Genomic DNA, 17,405 nt, shown 5'->3' on the forward strand with positions numbered 1-17,405 from the left:
TCACTTCTTCCGGGCTTGACGCCAAATCAAAGTTACTTAATCTAAGACTCTGCAAGCCCGCTTGGAGGAGGGGCCGGGCAATCGCGATGTCGGTCGCGCCATCTACATCTCCCCCAAAACCATGACCACGACCCCAAAAGCATGACGACAAATTGTCAGCCGTCGATTTTCAACAGGATAAGCCATGCCTCTGACCATTGCCCAGCGCCTCGATCGTCTCAAAGTTCGCATTGCCGAGTTGGCGCATTGGCGCGATCGACAAAGTGCTGCGATCGACGGCTGGACTTTCGAGGGCGAGCCGATCGGCCATCACCAGGATTGGCCGCACCGCCAGGGGGTGGTGCATTTTGCCGCGACCGCTGAAGCGCCGGAGGCGTGGCCTCTCGACGATATTCGCCTGCAGCTCGATCTCGGCGGCGAGAGCCTGATTACGTTGAGCTATCCCGATGGCGAGACGGAAACATTCGGTCTCGATCCCTATCATCAGGAATTCCCGGTGAAGGGCCACCGCTTCTCGATCGCGACAGAAACCGTCGCCCGCTTTCCGTTCGGCGAGCCTAATCGCGCTCCGAGGCTCAATAAGGCCCGGTTTATCTGGCTCGACGGTCCCGCTCACCGCCTGCATCTTCTGTTGAAGCAGGTTGCCGAGGCAATCGATGCGCTCGGCGAGCATGAAGTCGTGCCGCACCTGATGGATGCCGCCGAACATTCATTGCGCAGCCTCGACTGGCCGTCGGATACGGCGGCCTATATCTCCCGCACATCGAGCGCCGTCATGCAGCAGAAGATTTGGGAACTGCCGGAGCTTGAGATTGATCCGGCAGGTCTCACGGATGAGCAGAGCGCATCGGCAGCCACAGCCTTCGAGGCTCTGACGGCGAGGCTGAAGGAGCTGCAGAAGCGCTTCCCGCCGAATGGAGAATTGCTGCTGACAGGCCATGCACATATCGATCTCGCCTGGCTTTGGCCGTATCGCGAGACGCGGCGGAAAATGCGGCGCACCTTCAATACGGCCCTGTCGCTGATGGAGCGCTCCGAGGATTTCCGCTTCAATCAATCGACCGCTCATTATTACGCGCAGATGGAAGAGGAAGACCCGGATCTTCTCGAGCGCATCAAGCAGAAGGTCGCGGACGGAAAGTGGGAAACCGTCGGCGGCATGTGGGTGGAGCCCGACACCAACATGCCGACCGGCGAAAGCCTCGCCCGTCAGGTTCTCTATGGCCAGCGTTATTTCGAAAAGACCTTCGGCACACGCCATACGGTCTGCTGGCTGCCCGATTGCTTCGGCTTTTCAGGCGCGCTGCCACAAATCCTGAGACAGGGCGGCATCGACAGCTTCTTCACGATCAAGGTCAATTGGAGCGAGACCAACCATATCCCCTCCGATCTCTTCTGGTGGAAGGGCCTCGACGGCAGCCAGGTGCTGACCCATACGTTCGACAATCCGATGCAGGGTTATAACGGCTTCGTGCAACCCGATTGCTACGTGCCGACATGGAAGAATTTCCGCGGCAAAACGCAGCATGATACCTCGCTGCTGGCCGTCGGCTATGGCGACGGCGGCGGCGGCGTCACGCCGGAGATGGTCGAGCGTGAGGTGCAACTGCGCGATTTCCCGGCTATCCCGCAGGCACGCTGGGGCACCGTCAAAGGCTATTACGAACAGGCGCACCGCACCGCAGGGGAAAAGAACCTTCCGGTGTGGGATGGTGAAATCTATCTCGAACTGCACCGCGCCACGCTGACGTCGCAAAGCGGCGTCAAGCGCAAGCACCGCCAGGCCGAACGGGCGCTGATCACCGCCGAAACCATTGCTTCGCTGGCGCATATGCTCGGCGCAGACAGGCCCCGAAGCCTCGAAGCGGATTGGCGCGTGGTGCTGAAGAACGAATTTCACGACATTCTGCCGGGCTCGAGCATCCGCGAAGTCTATCAGGATGCCGAGCAGGAACTGGACGGCGTCATCGAACATGGCAAGACCGAACAGACGGCGGCATTGCAGGCGCTGTCGGCCAATCTGCCGAAGGGTGGGATTGGCGATGCCCTCGTCGTCGTCAATCCGTCTCTTGCGGCCAGACCGCTCAGCGCGACACTCTCCGACGGCACCGTCATTGCGGCCGCCGATCTCGTCGCGCCCTTGTCCGTCACGGTCTTCGGCAAGGGCTCGCTCAAGCCGGCGGGCGGACTGAAAGCTGGCCCCGACCGTCTCGAAAACGACCACCTCTCGGTCTCCATCGGCAAGGACGGGGCGGTTGTAAGCCTCCTCCATAAGGCAACGGGCAGGGAAGCGGTCGACGGCTCGGCAAACCAGCTCTGGGTCTATCCGGCCGACAAGCCGCGCAACTGGGACGCTTGGGATATCGACGCGGATTATGCCGAAAAGGCCGTCCGCCTCGATGCGCCTGACAGTATCACCCTCGTGGAAGACGGCCCGCACCGCGCGGCGATCCGCGTCGTTTACCGCTACCGGAATTCGAGCGTCACGCAGACCTATGTGCTGACGGCCAACGCCAGGCGGCTCGACATCGAAACGACGATCGACTGGCATGATCGCCGCACGCTTCTGCGCACCCTGAACCCGGTCGCCGCGCAGGCCCGCAAGGCGACCTTCGAATGCGCCTTCGGCATCGTCGAGCGGGCGACGCACACGAATACGACCTGGGAGCAGGCGATGTTCGAGGCCGTCGCGCACCGCTTCGTCGATATCAGCGAACCGGACTTCGGGGTCGCGCTGCTCAACAATGCCAAATACGGCCACAGCGCGCGCGGCAATGTGATCGGCATGAGCCTCGTGCGCGGGCCGATCTATCCGGATCCGCTGGCCGATGAAGGCGAGCAGAGCTTCACCTATGCGCTGATGCCGCATGAAGGCGCCTGGCATGAAGGCGGCGTTCTCGACGAGGCGATTGATCTCAACCAACCGCTCGTCTCGGCGGAAGCCAGCGGTCTCTCCGCCGGCACTTTCGCGCCGCTTGCGATCACCGGAATCCCCGTCGCGTTCTCAGGCCTGAAGCCGGCGGAAGAAGGCGAGGGGCTCATCTTGCGCCTTTACGAACCGGCCGGCCGGCGCGGCAGCCTCTCCCTCAACCTGCCTTCCGGATGGGCAGCATCGCAGCCGCTGAACATTCTCGAAGAGCCGATGGAGCGGAAGGGACCTGCCGACATCATGCCGTTTGAAATCCGGACCTGGAAGCTGCAGAATGGCTGACGCCTGACTGCCCATACGTGCCGGGAATCAAATGGCCTATGGCGAGCATGTCGCACCATGATTTCAAGAACTGGCGGGCGCTCCTGAAAGCGGCCGTTATCCCCTAGAATTCGATGAGACGCCTGCCGCATCCAGCGGTCGAAAAGCGTCGGGTCGGGCGGCAAAGTTCGCAACTACGAAATCCACGAAAGCGCGGACTTTGGGTGAAAGCTGACGATTGGACGGCCAGACGAGCGAGAGCGAGCCGTACGGCACCATGAAGGAGGTCAGGACGGGGACCAAACTTCCGGTTCGCACATGGGGCTCTGCGACGTAAACAGGCAGATGCGCGAGGCCCAAACCGTCCCGTGCTGCCCGCAGCCCTGCGTCCGTGTTGTTGAATGTAAGGCTTCTCGGTAGAGGTAGCCGCTCATGCCGCTCGTATGGTGAGCGGAATGCCCACGGCGCGAGCCGGCCGCTGGATGGGTATTTGAAGTGAATGCAAGCATGTTGGGAGAGGTCATGCGGCGTTTCCGGTTGTCCATGGCGCTTGAGATAATCGGGACTTCCGCAAACGACGAAATGCTGATCGCCAAGAGGGCGGGCAATCAATCGTGCATCGGCAAGCTCGCCACTCCGCACGACGACATCCAGGCCCTCTGCCACCAGGTCGATGACCTTGTCTTCGAAATCGATGTCCAGTTCGATCTCCGGAAATTGCTCGGTAAAAATGGGTAGAATCGGCATGAGAAGGTGATGCCCGACGATATGCGGCACGCTGACGCGAAGGCGCCCCCTTGGTCGTTCCCGGCTTCGTGAGATTGTAGCCTCTGCGTCGTCCATGTCATCGATGATGCGTTTGTAGCGCTCGTAGAGGACCGCTCCTTCCTCCGTCAGGCTGATACTGCGCGTCGTCCGGTTGAAGAGCCGCACGCCCAGCCGGCTTTCGAGACGCGCCACCGCCTTTCCGATCGCAGACGGCGAAACTCCGGCAACCCGGGCGGCTGCGACATAGCTCTGCTGTTCAACGGCGTGAACGAAGGCGACAACGCTTGCTAGACTGTCCACAACAACACCCGATTGAAGATATTTTGTCCTTTATGTACGTCCATAAGCCGCAATTGATCAATATTGCATAGCAAATATCCTCTGTCTCGATGCGCAGCCAGCCAATATCAAAGGAGTGAGCGGTATGCGGGACTATGCAAAAGAACGACCCGAGCACACGGAAAAATACGTCGGAGAGAATGACCTATTTCTGGAAATATTTCATTCGCACGGCGCTTCGAGGCAGTCCATTCGACCGCCTTTGCTCTTTGTTCACGGCGCCTTTACCGGGAGCTGGATGTGGAGCAAATACATTCCGCATTTCATATCGGTTGGATGGACCTCTTATTGCGTCAACCTGCGAGGCCACTACAAAAGCAGGTCGATGGATTTAACAAAAATCCTGTTTGAAGATTACCTGGAAGACATCCGGCTGGTGATCTCCGAAATCGTCGAAGAATGTGGAACTCCTCCCATCGTGATCGCTTTCAGCATGGGAGGAATCCTGAGTCAGAAACTGGCGGAAAGTGTGAAGATTGCCGGGCTGGTCTTGATCGATTCCAGCATTTGCAAGCAAGTGCATGCGGAGGCGCCCTATCGCGATCTCGCGTTGCGAATGCCCGGCCTCGTCGTGCCTGCTCCCGTGCGCGACGAGCTCAGTACCGATGAAACATTCGAGGATATCGAATTCCAGCGGAAGTACCTGTCCATGGAATCTGCAAAGGCATTCAGCGCATTCTCCTTTCATTTCGGGGCGGAGGGGATTTCCATCGAAGGCGAGAAGATCGCCTGTCCCAGCCTCGTCATTTGCGCCGTCAACGACGAAACCGATCAACATCAAGGCCGGGCGACAGCGCGTCACATCGGTAGCGAATATCTAGGTCTCTGGGGTACCACGCATACGGGCCTGCTTGTTGGGCAGAGGTATTACGAAGCCGTAAGCCGCATTATGGCCTGGTTGGCACGCTTTGATAGATGATAGATCTTCCGATAGAGCATCATCCGCGACCGGCTCCCGAGCGCAGATTCGCAAGCCAAAACTCAATCCTCCAGGCCAAGGCTCGCCAGCAGGCGGCTGATATAGGCTTCCAAGCCGCCGACCATGTCGAAGCGGGTGGGATCGCGCAGCCAGAGCATCTGAAGGCCGTCCATTACCGCGATCAGCTCGGCCGCCATCGCCCGACCGTCGATCTTGCCGTCGATCGAGCCATCGGCGGCGGCCAGTTCGAAGGTGGCGGCGATGTCATGCTGCAGCTGGGTGGCACGATCGAGAAACCATGCCTTGGCCGGGTGATCCTTCACAAGGCTCTCGGCGTTCAGGATGGCGAAGGCCCTGACGACCTCGATCATTTCGGCGTTGCGGCGGAAGACCTCGACCATGCCCTTGAGCAGGCCGCGGAGATCGGAACGATAGGGCCCGATGAAGCTTTCACATTCGAGATCGCGCTTGTCCAGAATGGCAAGCAGGAGATCGACCTTGGTCGGGAAATGGTGCAGCAGGCCCGGCAGCGACAGGCCGGCGTCGCGAGCCACATCGCCGATGGCGGCATTCTGGTAGCCGTCTTCGGCAAAACGTCGCATCGCAGCCAATAGGATCTCCGCACGGCGCGCTTCGCCCTTGCGAGATCGGCGCCATCGCTTTTCGTCCTGTCCGGTCTTCGATTCGAAAAATTCTGCCATGGTCTCTTCCGTCTGCCTCTTTCTCCCGCGCTCCATCCATACATCACGGCTCAGCGGTTGACATCTTAAAAATACCGAGTAATCGGTAGGTTTAACAACTGCGTGGCGCGTGGAGAAGTTGGCGTCGCCGCCGGATGAATTGGCATCGAGCATGCTCGGCCAGCACTTCGCAATGCCCGAATTCCGTTGAAGGAGAGGTTTGCATGATCGATTCCATTCTCGACAAGATGACGCTCGAGGAGCAAGTCTCGCTGCTGTCAGGCGCCGATTTCTGGACGACCGTCCCCGTCGAGCGTCTTGATGTGCCGAAGATCAAGGTGACGGACGGGCCGAATGGGGCTCGCGGCGCGGGTTCGCTGGTCGGCGGCGTCAAGGCGACCTGCTTCCCTGTCGCCATCGCGCTCGGCGCCACCTGGAATCCAGATCTCGTCGAGCGCATGGGCGTAGCGCTTGCCCACCAGGCGAAGAGCAAGGGTGCCGCCGTGCTGCTCGCTCCCACGGTGAATATCCATCGTTCCGGTCTCAACGGGCGAAATTTCGAATGTTATTCCGAGGATCCGTTGCTGACCGCGGAACTCGCCGTCGCCTATATCAAGGGCGTGCAGAGCCAGGGGATCGCCGCAACCATCAAGCACTTCGCCGGCAACGAATCCGAGATCGAGCGGCAGACCATGTCTTCCGATATCGACGAGCGGACGTTACGCGAAATCTACTTTCCGCCTTTCGAACAGGCTGTCAGGCGCGCCGGCGTAATGGCCGTCATGTCCTCCTACAACCGCCTCAACGGCACCTATACGAGCGAGCATGCGTGGCTGTTGACCAAGGTGCTGCGCGAGGAATGGGGATTCGACGGCATCGTCATGTCCGACTGGTTCGGTTCGCATTCGACGGCCGAGACGATCAATGCCGGTCTCGATCTCGAAATGCCCGGCCCGGCGCGTGATCGCGGCGAGAAGCTGGTCGTGGCCGTGCGCGAAGGCAGGGTCGAGGCGGCGACCGTCCGGGCGGCGGCGCGACGCATCCTGCTGCTGTTAGAGCGGGTCGGTGCGTTCGAGAAGAGGCCCGACCTCACGGAGCAGGCGGTCGACCTGCCGGAAGACCGGGCGCTGATCCGGCGTCTCGGCGCCGAAGGCGCAGTCCTTTTGAAGAACGACGGCATCCTGCCGCTTGCCAAGACGTCGCTCGACCGGATCGCCGTGATCGGGCCCAACGCTGCGAGCGCGCGTGTCATGGGCGGCGGCAGCGCGCAGATCGCGGCGCACTATACAATCAGCCCGCTCGAAGGGATTCGAGCCGCCCGTTCCAATGCCAACAGCGTCAGCCACGCGGTCGGCTGCCGCCACAATCGCCTGATCGAGGTGGCCAAGGGAAAGATCACCGTCGAATATTTCAAGGGGCGTGGCTGCCAGGGCAATCCACTTCATGTCGAGACCGTCGACAAGGGCGAGTTCTTCTGGTTCGAACTGCCGTCAGGCGATCTCGACCCCACCAATTTCTCGGCGCGAATGACGATGCAATTCGCGCCGGAAGAGAGCGGCGATCATGTCTTCGGCATGACCAATGCCGGACTGGCGCGGCTCTTCGTCGATGGCAGGCTCACGGTCGACGGCCACGACGGCTGGACACGTGGCGAAAACTATTTCGGCACCGCCAATGACGAACAACGCGGCACGGTGGCGCTCGATGCGGGCAAGGCCCATACCGTCACCGTCGAGTACGACACGCCGGTGGCGACCGGGGAGGGGATCAACCTCACGGCCATCCGCTTCGGCGTCGAAAAGCCCTTGGGAGAGGCCGATATGCGGCAAGCCGTCGAGACGGCGCTGAATGCCGATGTGGCGCTGCTCTTCGTCGGCCGCGACGGCGAATGGGATACCGAGGGCTTGGACCTGCCCGACATGCGGCTTCCCGGCCGGCAGGAGGAACTGATCGAGCGGGTTGCGGCCGTCAACGCCAACACCGTGGTCGTGCTGCAGACCGGTGGCCCGGTGGAAATGCCCTGGCTCGGCAAGGTTCGCGCCGTGCTGCAAATCTGGTATCCCGGACAGGAGCTGGGCAATGCCGTCGCCGATGTCCTCTTCGGCGATGTCGAGCCCGGCGGACGCTTGCCGCAGACATTCCCGAAGGCGCTTGCCGACAATTCCGCAATAACAGACGATCCAGCCGTCTATCCCGGCAGGGATGGCCATGTGCGCTATGCCGAGGGCGTGTTCGTCGGCTACCGTCACCATGATACACGCGCCGTCGAGCCGCTCTTCCCCTTCGGTTTCGGCCTTGGCTATACGCGCTTCGGCTGGGGCGAGCCGCGGCTCTCAGCCAGCGAAATGGGTGCCGAAGGCGTGACTGTCAGCGTCGATCTGACCAATATCGGCGACCGGGCCGGGTCGGAACTGGTCCAGCTCTATGTGCGTTCGCCAAAGTCCAAGGTGGAGCGGCCGGACAAGGAACTGCGCGCCTTTTCAAAGCTTTCGCTGCTGCCCGGTGAAACAGGGACAGCCGTGATGAAGATCCTGCCGCGTGATCTCGCTTATTTCGACGTCGAGGCCGGCGCCTTCCGCGCCGAGCCCGGCGACTACCAGCTGGTCGTGGCGGCCAATGCCGCGGACATCAGGTTCATCATCGATCTGCCGTCACCGCTCGACACGCTGTTGCCGCCTGCATACGCAGCGGCCAGCCTCATCGGATAGTTCGCCGCCTCGACTATGCCGACTATTCGACCGACGAGGTGCGCGCTCGACAGGGCAATTCGGGCGCGACCATCTCTCAACCGAATTTCAACCGGCTTGGACCCTGGACGTCATCCAGGGAAGCGCGTCACAGTCCCGTGCCATTCGATTTAGGTGAAGGAAAACAGCGTTCAAGAGGCTTGCGGTCTGCCTGAAGCGTCGACCAAAAAATTTTTAAGATGTCCTCTTGAATCGAAAAACGCTCGAAACCAGATCATTTTCGTCGACAGCGCAAAGGCGGGTCGACCAGACCTGGGACGCGTTTCCGACGCGTCTCCATTCCATGTTGCTTTACGGAGGATATGGCTATGAGAAACGAACTTGACTTCGCACCCCTCTACCGGTCCAGCATCGGCTTCGACCGGGTCTTCAACCTCTTGAACAACGCGCAGCGGCTGCAGGCGATCGAGACCTGGCCGCCCTATGACATCGTCAAGACGAGCGAAGACGACTATCGTATCCAGATGGCAGTCGCCGGTTTCGCCGAGGCCGATCTCGAGATCACCCAGGAGCGGAACGTGCTCGTGGTGAAAGGCCAGAAGGCCGAAGGGAAGGATGGCGAATATCTGCATCGCGGCATTGCCGGGCGCGCGTTTGAACGTCGCTTCGAACTCGCGGACCACGTCAGGGTCGAGAATGCGTCCCTGACGAACGGTATTCTCTCGATCGCGCTGAAGCGTGAGGTGCCGGAAGCTATGAAGCCGCGCAAAATCGCCATTGGGGACGGCTCCTTTCAGCAGGCGCCTCTTCAGATCGAAGCCGAGCGCCAGGTGGCTTAAGGAGCGCTTCTCGATGAAGTCTCGGAAAAAGCCGTTCACGGTCGAAATCAGGAAACGCCGCGGGGCAAGTGCAAAGGACGCGGGAAAGCGTGCGCTCTCGAAGCTTCTTGACAAGCTCCGCTCCGGAGCCTCTGTTCCGGTAGCGCGATCCTGAATTGAGTTGGATGCAGGAGGGCCGGCTTGGTGGCCGGCCCATTGTCTGGCGAACCACCCTACTGGCTTCGCCGCATCCCCCCAAATGCTCCTAAGCGACGTCATCTTGCCGCGAATTACGTGGCTTCATCCCCTTTTTCACAAGGGCATTCGCGAAGAGATCAGACGGCGTCGGGCTGTTTGCGGAGATTGGAGACGACGCGCCGGTTCTGCACTTTGCAGGAGCGCTCCGTGCAGTCGCGGACTTCGCGCTCATTCCCGTAGCCCTTGGCCCACATCCGCTTTGCGTCCACACCCTTTGAGATAAGATAAGCCATTGCCGCGTCGGCACGCTTCTGCGACAGCGGCTCCATGTTAGACGCGGACCCTGAATCGTCGGCGAATCCTTGCAGCTTGAGCATCCAGGAGGGGTTGTTGTTGAGCCAGCTGGCTTGGTTGTCCAACGTCGCCATCGCGACGGAATCGAGCTTGGCAGAGTCCTGCGTAAAATAAATCCGTCGGCCGACATTGAGGATAAAATCTTGCTCGCTGCCAGCCGCGACGTTTTCGAAACCAGGCGCCGGATCGTTCGTCTGGCCGGTCATTGGCACCGCCGCAGGTTCTTCGAGCGAGGCGAGTTCGGTGGTGGAGCAGGCGGCAAGCGCCAAGAGCATTGTCGCGGCGAGAAGGCGCCTCGTAAATCCGGTCGCAATAGAGATCAAGGTGAAATTCCTTATTCGACCGGGGTTGTCTGGCTGACCTGAGTGGCGCTTTCAGCCTGGTCTGCGATATGCGGCAGGACCTGCACCGCAGTGCCGATGGGGCAACGCTGGTAAAGATCGATGGCGTCTTCGTTAAACATACGGATACAGCCGCTGGAGGCATCCTTGCCGATGCTCCACGGCTCCAGCGTGCCGTGGAAACGATAGCCGGTGTCGACGCCGTCGCGATGCAGGTACATGGCGCGTGGCCCGAGTGGGTTTTTCGGTGAGCCTCCCGCCACGAATTCGGGCAGTTCCGGATGGCGCTTGCGCATCTCCGGCGGCGGCGTCCAGCGCGGCCAGAGCGATTTGCTGTCGATCGTCGCGCGGCCAAACCATTTGAAGCCCTCGCGACCGACGCCGACGCCGTAGCGGATCGCCGTCTTGTTCTCCATGATCACGTAGAGAAAATGGTGCCTCGTGTCGACGACAACGGTGCCGATCGGCTCGCTGCTGAAATATTTGACAACCTGGCGGTGCCACTGTTTGTCGATCTTGGCGAAGTTGGTCCTTCGGAACGTCACGCCATTGTCGACAGCGGTGCCGTCGAAATAGGAAGACGCCGCGGCAAATGCCGGTTTCCGGACTGCACCGGCGCCAAGTAACGCCAAACCACCCAGCACAATATTTCTGCGAGTCCACGCCATCGGCAATATCCCCCTTAAAGCCAAGCAGCGAAAGCATCACTAAATCAGATTTTTCATTTGCGACAACAGAAAAATCATCTCCACACTAAAGGCAGAGATCGGCTTGCGGCCTTCTGGTCTGGTATTGCCCTATCGTTACTCTGGGAGAATAGCGTTGCACCCAACACAAGATGGGCGGCTTCGGGTACGTCGTCGCAACGTCGAGGGCGTCAACGTCTTCGACAAGGGTGTCCGAACGCCGAGATTTCTGGATCCGTCCGGCCGCGCTTCGAATTAGAGGGCCGGGGATTCACCTCCCCTCAAGATCGGCACGCATTCTTTGCGAGATGACGCTTCCGCAACCGCCTGCGAGCCGATGCTCTTCACATGCGGCAGTTCCGTTTCTTGTGCGAATGCCTCCACAAGATCATAGAGCATCTCTCGCGCAACGCCAGGGACCACATGATGGGGCAAATGCCCGACACCTTCCAGCAATCTGACGATCGGCCCCGGATGCTTCCTCCAAAGCCAATCAATATGCCAGTTCGGTGAAATCACGCGGTCCTCCATCCCGAAGAGAACGTGCAGGGGAAGATCGCCAGGCAGATCTGGAAGGCGCTCCATGTCTCGGTTGAAGGCGCGCAACTCGTCGGCCATCGTGCGGATGGTAATGGGATTGACCACGTGAGAGGCCGGCAGGTCCGAGAGATGAGAAGGCAGGGGATTGGGAAAAGAAGACGACCTCAGGCCCCGATCGAGAAAAAACGCGGGCCACCGGCCGATGACGTGCTGGCGGATCAACGGCCCGACCACCGGGGCGACCGCCGATCTAAGCACAATCAACGGCTTCGATGGCACAGGCGCGCAACATGGAGAAATGAGAAAAAGTCCCCTGACGAGGTCTGGTCTTCTTGCAGCAAGGTATAACGCCGCTGCGCTGCCGATCGAGTGCGCAACGATCCTCACCTGCGGCAGGTCAAGAGATGCGAGAAGGCGTTCAAGCCAGAAGGACTGTCCCTCAGGTCCACGCTCCGCCGGTGCAAGCGCCGTGCTCAGTCCATAGCCAGGGCGGTCGGGCGCAATGATCCGGAAGTCGCTGTTGTCGAAGGGAAGGAAAATTTCCTGCGCAAGGCTGCCGCAGCCATGCAGGAGGAGGACTGGAATGCCATGTGGGTTGCCACCGTCAAGGATGTGAACATCCTGATCTTCAATGTTAATTGTTGTTCCGAGCGTCGGCCGGGCTGATGGTTTCATTAACATGAGCCGCATAACGAAAATCGGAAGAAGAAGTTCCAGTCGGCTGCGAGACGACGCCTGCGGCATCGAGCCGCCAAAGTAGGATGCGGGGGAGGCACAGCGCTGCCGCCTTATCTGTGCTACCATCATCGCGGTCTCGAAGCGGAAAGATCGAATGCTCCTTCAGCGTGTCAGTTTCTATGTGCTTCTGGTCCTCGTGACCATTGCGTTCGTCGCCGTCGTCCTGCCGTTCTATTCGGCAATATTCTGGGCAGTCGTCCTCGCTATCATCTTCTTCCCGCTTCACGCCCGTATGGAGGCCCAGCTGCGTGGGCGGGCAAACCTTGCTGCAGCGCTCTCCGTGCTGGTCTGCCTTTGCGTCGTGATCATTCCGGGGTTGATCGTCCTCAGTTCACTCGTCCAGCAGGGCAATCTTCTCTACCAACGCATGGACAGCGGCGAGATCGATGTCCGGAGCTTTGTCCAGAAACTGCAAGAAGCGATGCCCTTGTTCCTCCGCGACTGGCTCCGGAGGATCGAGCTGAATGGCGTCGATACGTTTCAGGATCGCGTTTCCTCGGCATTGATGCAGGGCGGCGGCTTCTTTGCCGGGCGTGCCTTGAGCCTCGGCCAGAACACCGTGCGGTTCTTCGTGACCTTCGGCGTGATGCTCTATCTCCTGTTCTTCATATTCCGGGATGGGCGTGTCCTTGCCAGTGTCATCAGAAGAGCGCTGCCTCTCAGCGACGCCCATACCCTGCGCTTCACCTCCAAATTCACCTCGGTCATTCACGCGACCGTGCGAGGCAATATTATCATCGCCATCATCCAGGGTTTGATCGGCGGCATCGCCTTTTGGGCCCTCGGCGTCGAGCCAGCCCTGCTGTGGGGCGTATTGATGAGCTTCCTGTCGCTGCTACCTGCGGTCGGCGCCGCATTGATCTGGGTGCCCACGGCCATTTACCTGGCCCTGGCCGGCTTTTGGGTGAAGGCGATTGTGCTGGTTGCGGTCGGCGCCCTCGTCATCGGTCTTGTCGATAATCTTCTGAGGCCATCCCTGGTCGGCAGGGAGACCAAGCTTCCTGACTATGTCGTCCTCATCTCTACCATTGGCGGCATTTCTCTCGTAGGCGTCAATGGTTTCGTGATCGGGCCGTTGATAGCCGCTCTCTTCATCGCCGCTTGGGGAATATTCGTGGAGGAGGAGGGCACGTCGGATTCCTGACGAAGCGGCCGGTGCATTTAACGATGGCTTCCGGAACTTTCATCTCCCTGATTGGTTCAACAGATTCGAACCATCATCATGGAGGTGAAGCCATGAGCGCTTCGGGTGTCGCCGTCTTCGATAAGACGCTGCAAACCACAAATATATGGCTCGACGATCTGATGGCCGACCAGGGACCTGATCGGCAGCTCGCCTGGCACGTGCTTGGCGCGGTTCTTCATACGTTGAGAGATCGTCTGCCGATCGATCTGGCTGCGCATCTGTCGGCCCAGCTGCCGCTCCTCGTGCGCGGCGCCTATTACGACCGCTACGATCCTTCCAAACAACCCGTCCGCTCCCGTTCCCTGGATGAGTTCCTGGAGCAGGTGAACCACGAGCTTTCATCGACGCATCCGGTAGACGCGAAGGAGGCCGTGCGGTCGGTTTTCCGTGTGCTTTCCCACTACATCGATCCGGGCGAGGTGCGGAAAGTGCGCCACGGACTGCCGGCAGAAGTCCAGGCGCTCTGGCCGGATCCGGATATGCGCCATTAGGGCCTCAAGAGAGTGGCAGGAGCCGCAACCACATCGTTTCGGAAACGACTCTCGCCGGAACATTCGACGTCCACTAACCGCAAAAGGCAGGAGGAAAGACCATGAAAGTGTCAGAGATCATGTCGCGCGATGTAGAAATCGCCAACCCTAATCAGACGATAGCCGAAATCGCGAGATGCATGGCCGACAGGCAGATCGGCTTTCTGCCGGTCGGCGACAACGACCGGCTCGTCGGAACGATCACCGACCGCGATCTCGTCGTGCGCGGGCTTGCCGACGGATTAGGGGGCGATGCAAAGGTGCGCGAAGTTATGACGCGCGATGTCAAATATTGTTTCGAAGACGAAGATGTCGACGACGTGACCCGCAATATGGGGCAGGTCCAGGTCCGCCGCCTTCCCGTCGTCAATCGTGACAAACGCCTTACCGGCGTCATTTCACTCGGCGATGCGTCCCTGGCGGACACCGCTGCGGCGGGAGCCGGGTTGAAAAAAGTTTCCCGACCGGGCGGCGCTCATGCACATTAGAGGAGGATGATTTTAGGCCTGAAGCAAACAGCATCCTATCGTTTGAGATCATTCATCGTTGAGGTGGCAAGCTGACAGGTGCCCCGGTGCAATTTCCTTTTTCACCGGCACTTCCACATGACAGCGGTCCATCGCAAACGGGCATCGCGGATGGAAGTGACAGCCTTTTGGCGGGTTTATCGGGCTGGGGAGTTCGCCATCGACGGGCTTGAACTGTCGCTTGCCGGGTTCGATGCGCGGCACCTCGGCCAAGAGCGCTTTCGTGTAAGGATGGTTGGGCCGCCTGAAAACCTCCTCGACGGGCGCCTCTTCGACGATGCGGCCGAGATACATGATCGCAACGCGGTCGGAAATATGTTCCACGACGCCGAGATCATGGCTTACGAACAAATAGGTCAGGTCGAGCTTGTCACGAAGTTCCATGAACAGGTTGATCACCTGGGCCTGGATGGAAACGTCGAGTGCCGCGACGCTTTCGTCACAGACGAGGAATTTCGGCTGCACGGCGAGCGCGCGCGCAATATTGACGCGCTGCCGCTGGCCACCGGAAAACTGGTGCGGATATCGCTTTTTCATGGCCGGGTCGAAACCGGCCAGCATCAAGTATCTGTCGACATAGACGTCGCGTTCCGTCGAGCGGGCAAGCCCGTGGGTTCGAGGCGCCTCCCAGATAAGCTCCTCGACGGTCATGCGCGGATTGAGAGCCGCCATCGGATTCTGGAAAATCATCTGGCTGGCGAGACCGAACTGATGCTGCTCGCCTTTCGACATGGCGCTTCGGTCCATCCCTTTCCAGAGAATTTGGCCCTGGCTCGGCGAAGTGATCCCTGCAATAGCGCGGCCGAGCGTCGACTTCCCGCAGCCGCTTTCGCCGACAAGGCCGACAACCTCTCCGGGCCGGATGCTGAGGCTGACATTATCAAGCGCGTGAACGACAGGCGCCGGTTTGGCCAGTTTGAGCTTGAGCGCGATCTTAGCGGCGAGATCGGGCTTGGCTCCGAAGCGCTGCGACACGTTCCTCGCTTCGATCAGGGGCGCGGCGGTCGCCGTCATCATGCTACCTCTTTCGTTACGGGATGAATGCAGCGGAAGGAGCGATCGCCTTCCGGCATGAGCGCCGGCATGACCAGACAGCCGTCGGTTGCCCTATCACAGCGCGTACGAAAACTGCATCCCTGTGGGAGGCGGTTGATCGCCGGCGTCATGCCGCGGATCTGGTGAAGGGGCTCTCCGCGTCTGTTTTGCGAAGGCACCGACGCGATCAGACCGGCGGTGTAGGGATGGTGGGGATCGGTCAGAACCTTGCCCACCGGTCCGGTCTCGACAAGGCGGCCGGCATACATGACGGCGATCTCGTCGGCCAATCTTGAAACGATCGCCAGATCGTGGGTGATCCAGATCACCGCCGTATTTCCCTCTTCGGTGAGTTTCTGAAATTCGGAAATGATCTGGCTCTGGATCGTCACATCAAGCGCCGTTGTCGGTTCATCGGCGATGATGAGGTCCGGCTTGTGAAGAAGCGCGATGGCAATTGCCACGCGCTGGCGCATTCCGCCGGAAAACTGATGTGGGTAGGCGGCAAGCCTTTCTTCAGGGCTTGGTATTCCGACCAGTGCCAAAGCATCCCGCGCCCGCTGCCGGGCGGTATCCTTCGAGACCCGCTCGTGTGCTTGGACGGCTTCCACCATCTGCGTGCCGACCGTCAGGACCGGGTTGAGCGTCATCATCGGATCCTGGAATACCATGGCGATCCGCTTGCCGCGCAGCTGCCGCATCTCTTCGTCCGAATATTTCGCGATGTCGGCGCCGTCGAAGATGACCCGGCCGCCGGCAACCCGGCCGGGCTTATCGAGGAGCCGCATGATCGAGAAGCCGGTCACCGACTTTCCGGATCCGGATTCTCCCACAAGACCAAGGACCTTGCCGCGCTCCACCGTGAACGACACATCATTGACGGCGCAAAGGCTGGGGCGGCCCCTGCCGCTGCCGAATTCTGTGACGAGATTGCTCACTTGCAGCAATGGGGTCATGACATGTTCCTCGGGTTGAGGACATCGCGCAGCCGGTCGCCGACGAGATTGATCGCCGCGATCGTGACCAGAAGGGCAATGCCGGGGAAGAAGCTGATCCAGTAAAGGCCCGTCAGAAGATACTGGTAGCCCGTCGAGATCAGCATGCCGAGCGAGGGTTCGGTCACCGATGCACCGAGACCGAGGAAGGACAAGGTCGCCTCGAGCCCGATTGCCCGGGCGATCTGCATGGTGGCGATGACGATGACCGGCGCAAGACAGTTCGGCAGCAGATGCCTGAAGAGGATGCGCCACCCGGGCAGGCGCAGCATCCGAGCTGCCTCGATATATTCCTTCTCGCGCTCGACCAGAGCGGTGCCGCGCACCGTGCGGGCATAGGTGGCCCACTCGGCGATGATCAGTGCGATCACGACATTGGGCACGCCCTTGCCCAGGACGGCAAGCATCATCAGCGCCATCAATATGGTGGGAAACGAGAGCTGCAGGTCGACGAGCCGCATCATCGCGGTTTCCGTGCGCCCTCCCATGTAAGCGGCGAACAATCCGGCCGATGTTCCGATGATGGCAGCCGCGAAAGCCGATAGAACGCCCACCAGTAACGAGGTGCGCAGCCCATAGAGGATGCCGGACAGAATATCGCGGCCCTGGCTGTCGGTGCCGAGGTGATAGACAAGCCCGGTCATGGATTCGGACCCCGGCGGCAGCCGTCCATCCATGATGTCGAGCTGCATCAAATCATATGGATTTTGCGGAGAGATCCATGGCGCGAGCAGCGCTAGCCAACAGATGATCACCAGCGTGAGGAGGGCGATCGCGGCTGCGGGAGAGCTGAAGAAATCCGCGATCCCTTTCGACAGACGACTGGGTTCGGGCGCTGGAGCACTTGTATCTTGCGTGTTTGGTTCGGCCATGG

General features: G+C 60.2%; 15 protein-coding genes. 7 read left to right on the top strand and 8 right to left on the bottom strand.

Annotation, left to right across the window (positions count from 1 at the left end):
- Window positions 1–184: 184 nt before the first annotated feature.
- Window positions 185–3,211, top strand: a complete 3,027-nt coding sequence (locus GFM02_RS02200; RefSeq protein WP_168320638.1) for an alpha-mannosidase — start codon at window positions 185–187, stop codon at window positions 3,209–3,211.
- Between the two features lie 96 nt (window positions 3,212–3,307).
- Here GFM02_RS02200 and GFM02_RS02205 read toward each other — a convergent pair whose 3' ends face one another.
- A complete protein-coding gene (locus GFM02_RS02205) occupies window positions 3,308–4,258 on the bottom strand; it encodes a LysR substrate-binding domain-containing protein (RefSeq protein WP_168320639.1) in 951 nt (316 codons plus the stop codon).
- A gap of 124 nt (window positions 4,259–4,382) precedes the next feature.
- Between GFM02_RS02205 and GFM02_RS02210 the strand changes: the two genes are divergently transcribed.
- On the top strand, window positions 4,383–5,216 hold the full coding sequence (locus tag GFM02_RS02210; RefSeq protein ID WP_168320640.1) for an alpha/beta hydrolase: 834 nt from the start codon (window positions 4,383–4,385) through the stop codon (window positions 5,214–5,216).
- A 62-nt stretch (window positions 5,217–5,278) separates the two neighbouring features.
- Here the strand turns inward: GFM02_RS02210 and GFM02_RS02215 are convergent, their stop codons facing one another.
- Complete coding sequence (locus GFM02_RS02215) at window positions 5,279–5,917, bottom strand: TetR/AcrR family transcriptional regulator (protein WP_168320641.1); 639 nt, start codon at window positions 5,915–5,917, stop codon at window positions 5,279–5,281.
- A 203-nt stretch (window positions 5,918–6,120) separates the two neighbouring features.
- Between GFM02_RS02215 and GFM02_RS02220 the strand changes: the two genes are divergently transcribed.
- Both GFM02_RS02220 and GFM02_RS02225 read left to right on the top strand, forming a co-directional pair.
- Entirely contained in the window at window positions 6,121–8,604 is a 2,484-nt protein-coding gene (locus GFM02_RS02220) for a beta-glucosidase (RefSeq protein WP_168320642.1), read from the top strand.
- Between the two features lie 347 nt (window positions 8,605–8,951).
- Window positions 8,952–9,422 carry an Hsp20 family protein gene (locus GFM02_RS02225; RefSeq protein WP_025396923.1) on the top strand — a complete coding sequence of 157 codons (471 nt, stop codon included), beginning with the start codon at window positions 8,952–8,954 and terminating at the stop codon, window positions 9,420–9,422.
- A gap of 314 nt (window positions 9,423–9,736) precedes the next feature.
- Here GFM02_RS02225 and GFM02_RS02230 read toward each other — a convergent pair whose 3' ends face one another.
- From GFM02_RS02230 to GFM02_RS02240, 3 genes are all read right to left on the bottom strand, one after another.
- Window positions 9,737–10,273 (bottom strand): OmpA family protein, encoded by a 537-nt coding sequence (locus tag GFM02_RS02230; RefSeq protein WP_168320794.1) that lies wholly within the window; start codon window positions 10,271–10,273, stop codon window positions 9,737–9,739.
- A 14-nt stretch (window positions 10,274–10,287) separates the two neighbouring features.
- Window positions 10,288–10,962 (bottom strand): L,D-transpeptidase, encoded by a 675-nt coding sequence (locus GFM02_RS02235; RefSeq protein ID WP_168320643.1) that lies wholly within the window; start codon window positions 10,960–10,962, stop codon window positions 10,288–10,290.
- Window positions 10,963–11,235: 273 nt separating this feature from the next.
- Complete coding sequence (locus tag GFM02_RS02240) at window positions 11,236–12,210, bottom strand: alpha/beta fold hydrolase (RefSeq protein WP_205930167.1); 975 nt, start codon at window positions 12,208–12,210, stop codon at window positions 11,236–11,238.
- Between the two features lie 142 nt (window positions 12,211–12,352).
- Here GFM02_RS02240 and GFM02_RS02245 point away from each other — a divergent pair, with 142 nt between their 5' ends.
- The 3 genes from GFM02_RS02245 to GFM02_RS02255 all read left to right on the top strand — a co-directional run bounded on the left by GFM02_RS02245 (window position 12,353) and on the right by GFM02_RS02255 (window position 14,462).
- Window positions 12,353–13,402, top strand: coding sequence for an AI-2E family transporter (locus GFM02_RS02245; RefSeq protein WP_168320644.1), 1,050 nt, complete (start codon window positions 12,353–12,355; stop codon window positions 13,400–13,402).
- 92 nt (window positions 13,403–13,494) lie between these two features.
- Window positions 13,495–13,935 carry a DUF2267 domain-containing protein gene (locus GFM02_RS02250; RefSeq protein ID WP_131641184.1) on the top strand — a complete coding sequence of 147 codons (441 nt, stop codon included), beginning with the start codon at window positions 13,495–13,497 and terminating at the stop codon, window positions 13,933–13,935.
- 101 nt (window positions 13,936–14,036) lie between these two features.
- Window positions 14,037–14,462 carry a CBS domain-containing protein gene (locus tag GFM02_RS02255; protein WP_168320645.1) on the top strand — a complete coding sequence of 142 codons (426 nt, stop codon included), beginning with the start codon at window positions 14,037–14,039 and terminating at the stop codon, window positions 14,460–14,462.
- A 48-nt stretch (window positions 14,463–14,510) separates the two neighbouring features.
- Here the strand turns inward: GFM02_RS02255 and GFM02_RS02260 are convergent, their stop codons facing one another.
- From GFM02_RS02260 to GFM02_RS02270, 3 genes are read right to left on the bottom strand one after another with little or no spacing between them, the layout of a single operon-like run.
- Window positions 14,511–15,515 (bottom strand): ABC transporter ATP-binding protein, encoded by a 1,005-nt coding sequence (locus GFM02_RS02260; protein ID WP_168265862.1) that lies wholly within the window; start codon window positions 15,513–15,515, stop codon window positions 14,511–14,513.
- Entirely contained in the window at window positions 15,515–16,492 is a 978-nt protein-coding gene (locus GFM02_RS02265; RefSeq protein ID WP_168320646.1) for an ABC transporter ATP-binding protein, read from the bottom strand. The genes GFM02_RS02260 and GFM02_RS02265 overlap by 1 nt, the downstream gene beginning before the upstream one ends.
- Window positions 16,489–17,403, bottom strand: a complete 915-nt coding sequence (locus GFM02_RS02270; protein ID WP_168320647.1) for an ABC transporter permease — start codon at window positions 17,401–17,403, stop codon at window positions 16,489–16,491. Before GFM02_RS02270 ends, GFM02_RS02265 begins: the two co-directional genes overlap by 4 nt.
- Window positions 17,404–17,405: the final 2 nt, after the last annotated feature.

This window comes from Rhizobium leguminosarum bv. viciae (assembly GCF_012276115.1).
Classification (GTDB): Bacteria; Pseudomonadota; Alphaproteobacteria; order Rhizobiales; family Rhizobiaceae; genus Rhizobium; species Rhizobium leguminosarum_T.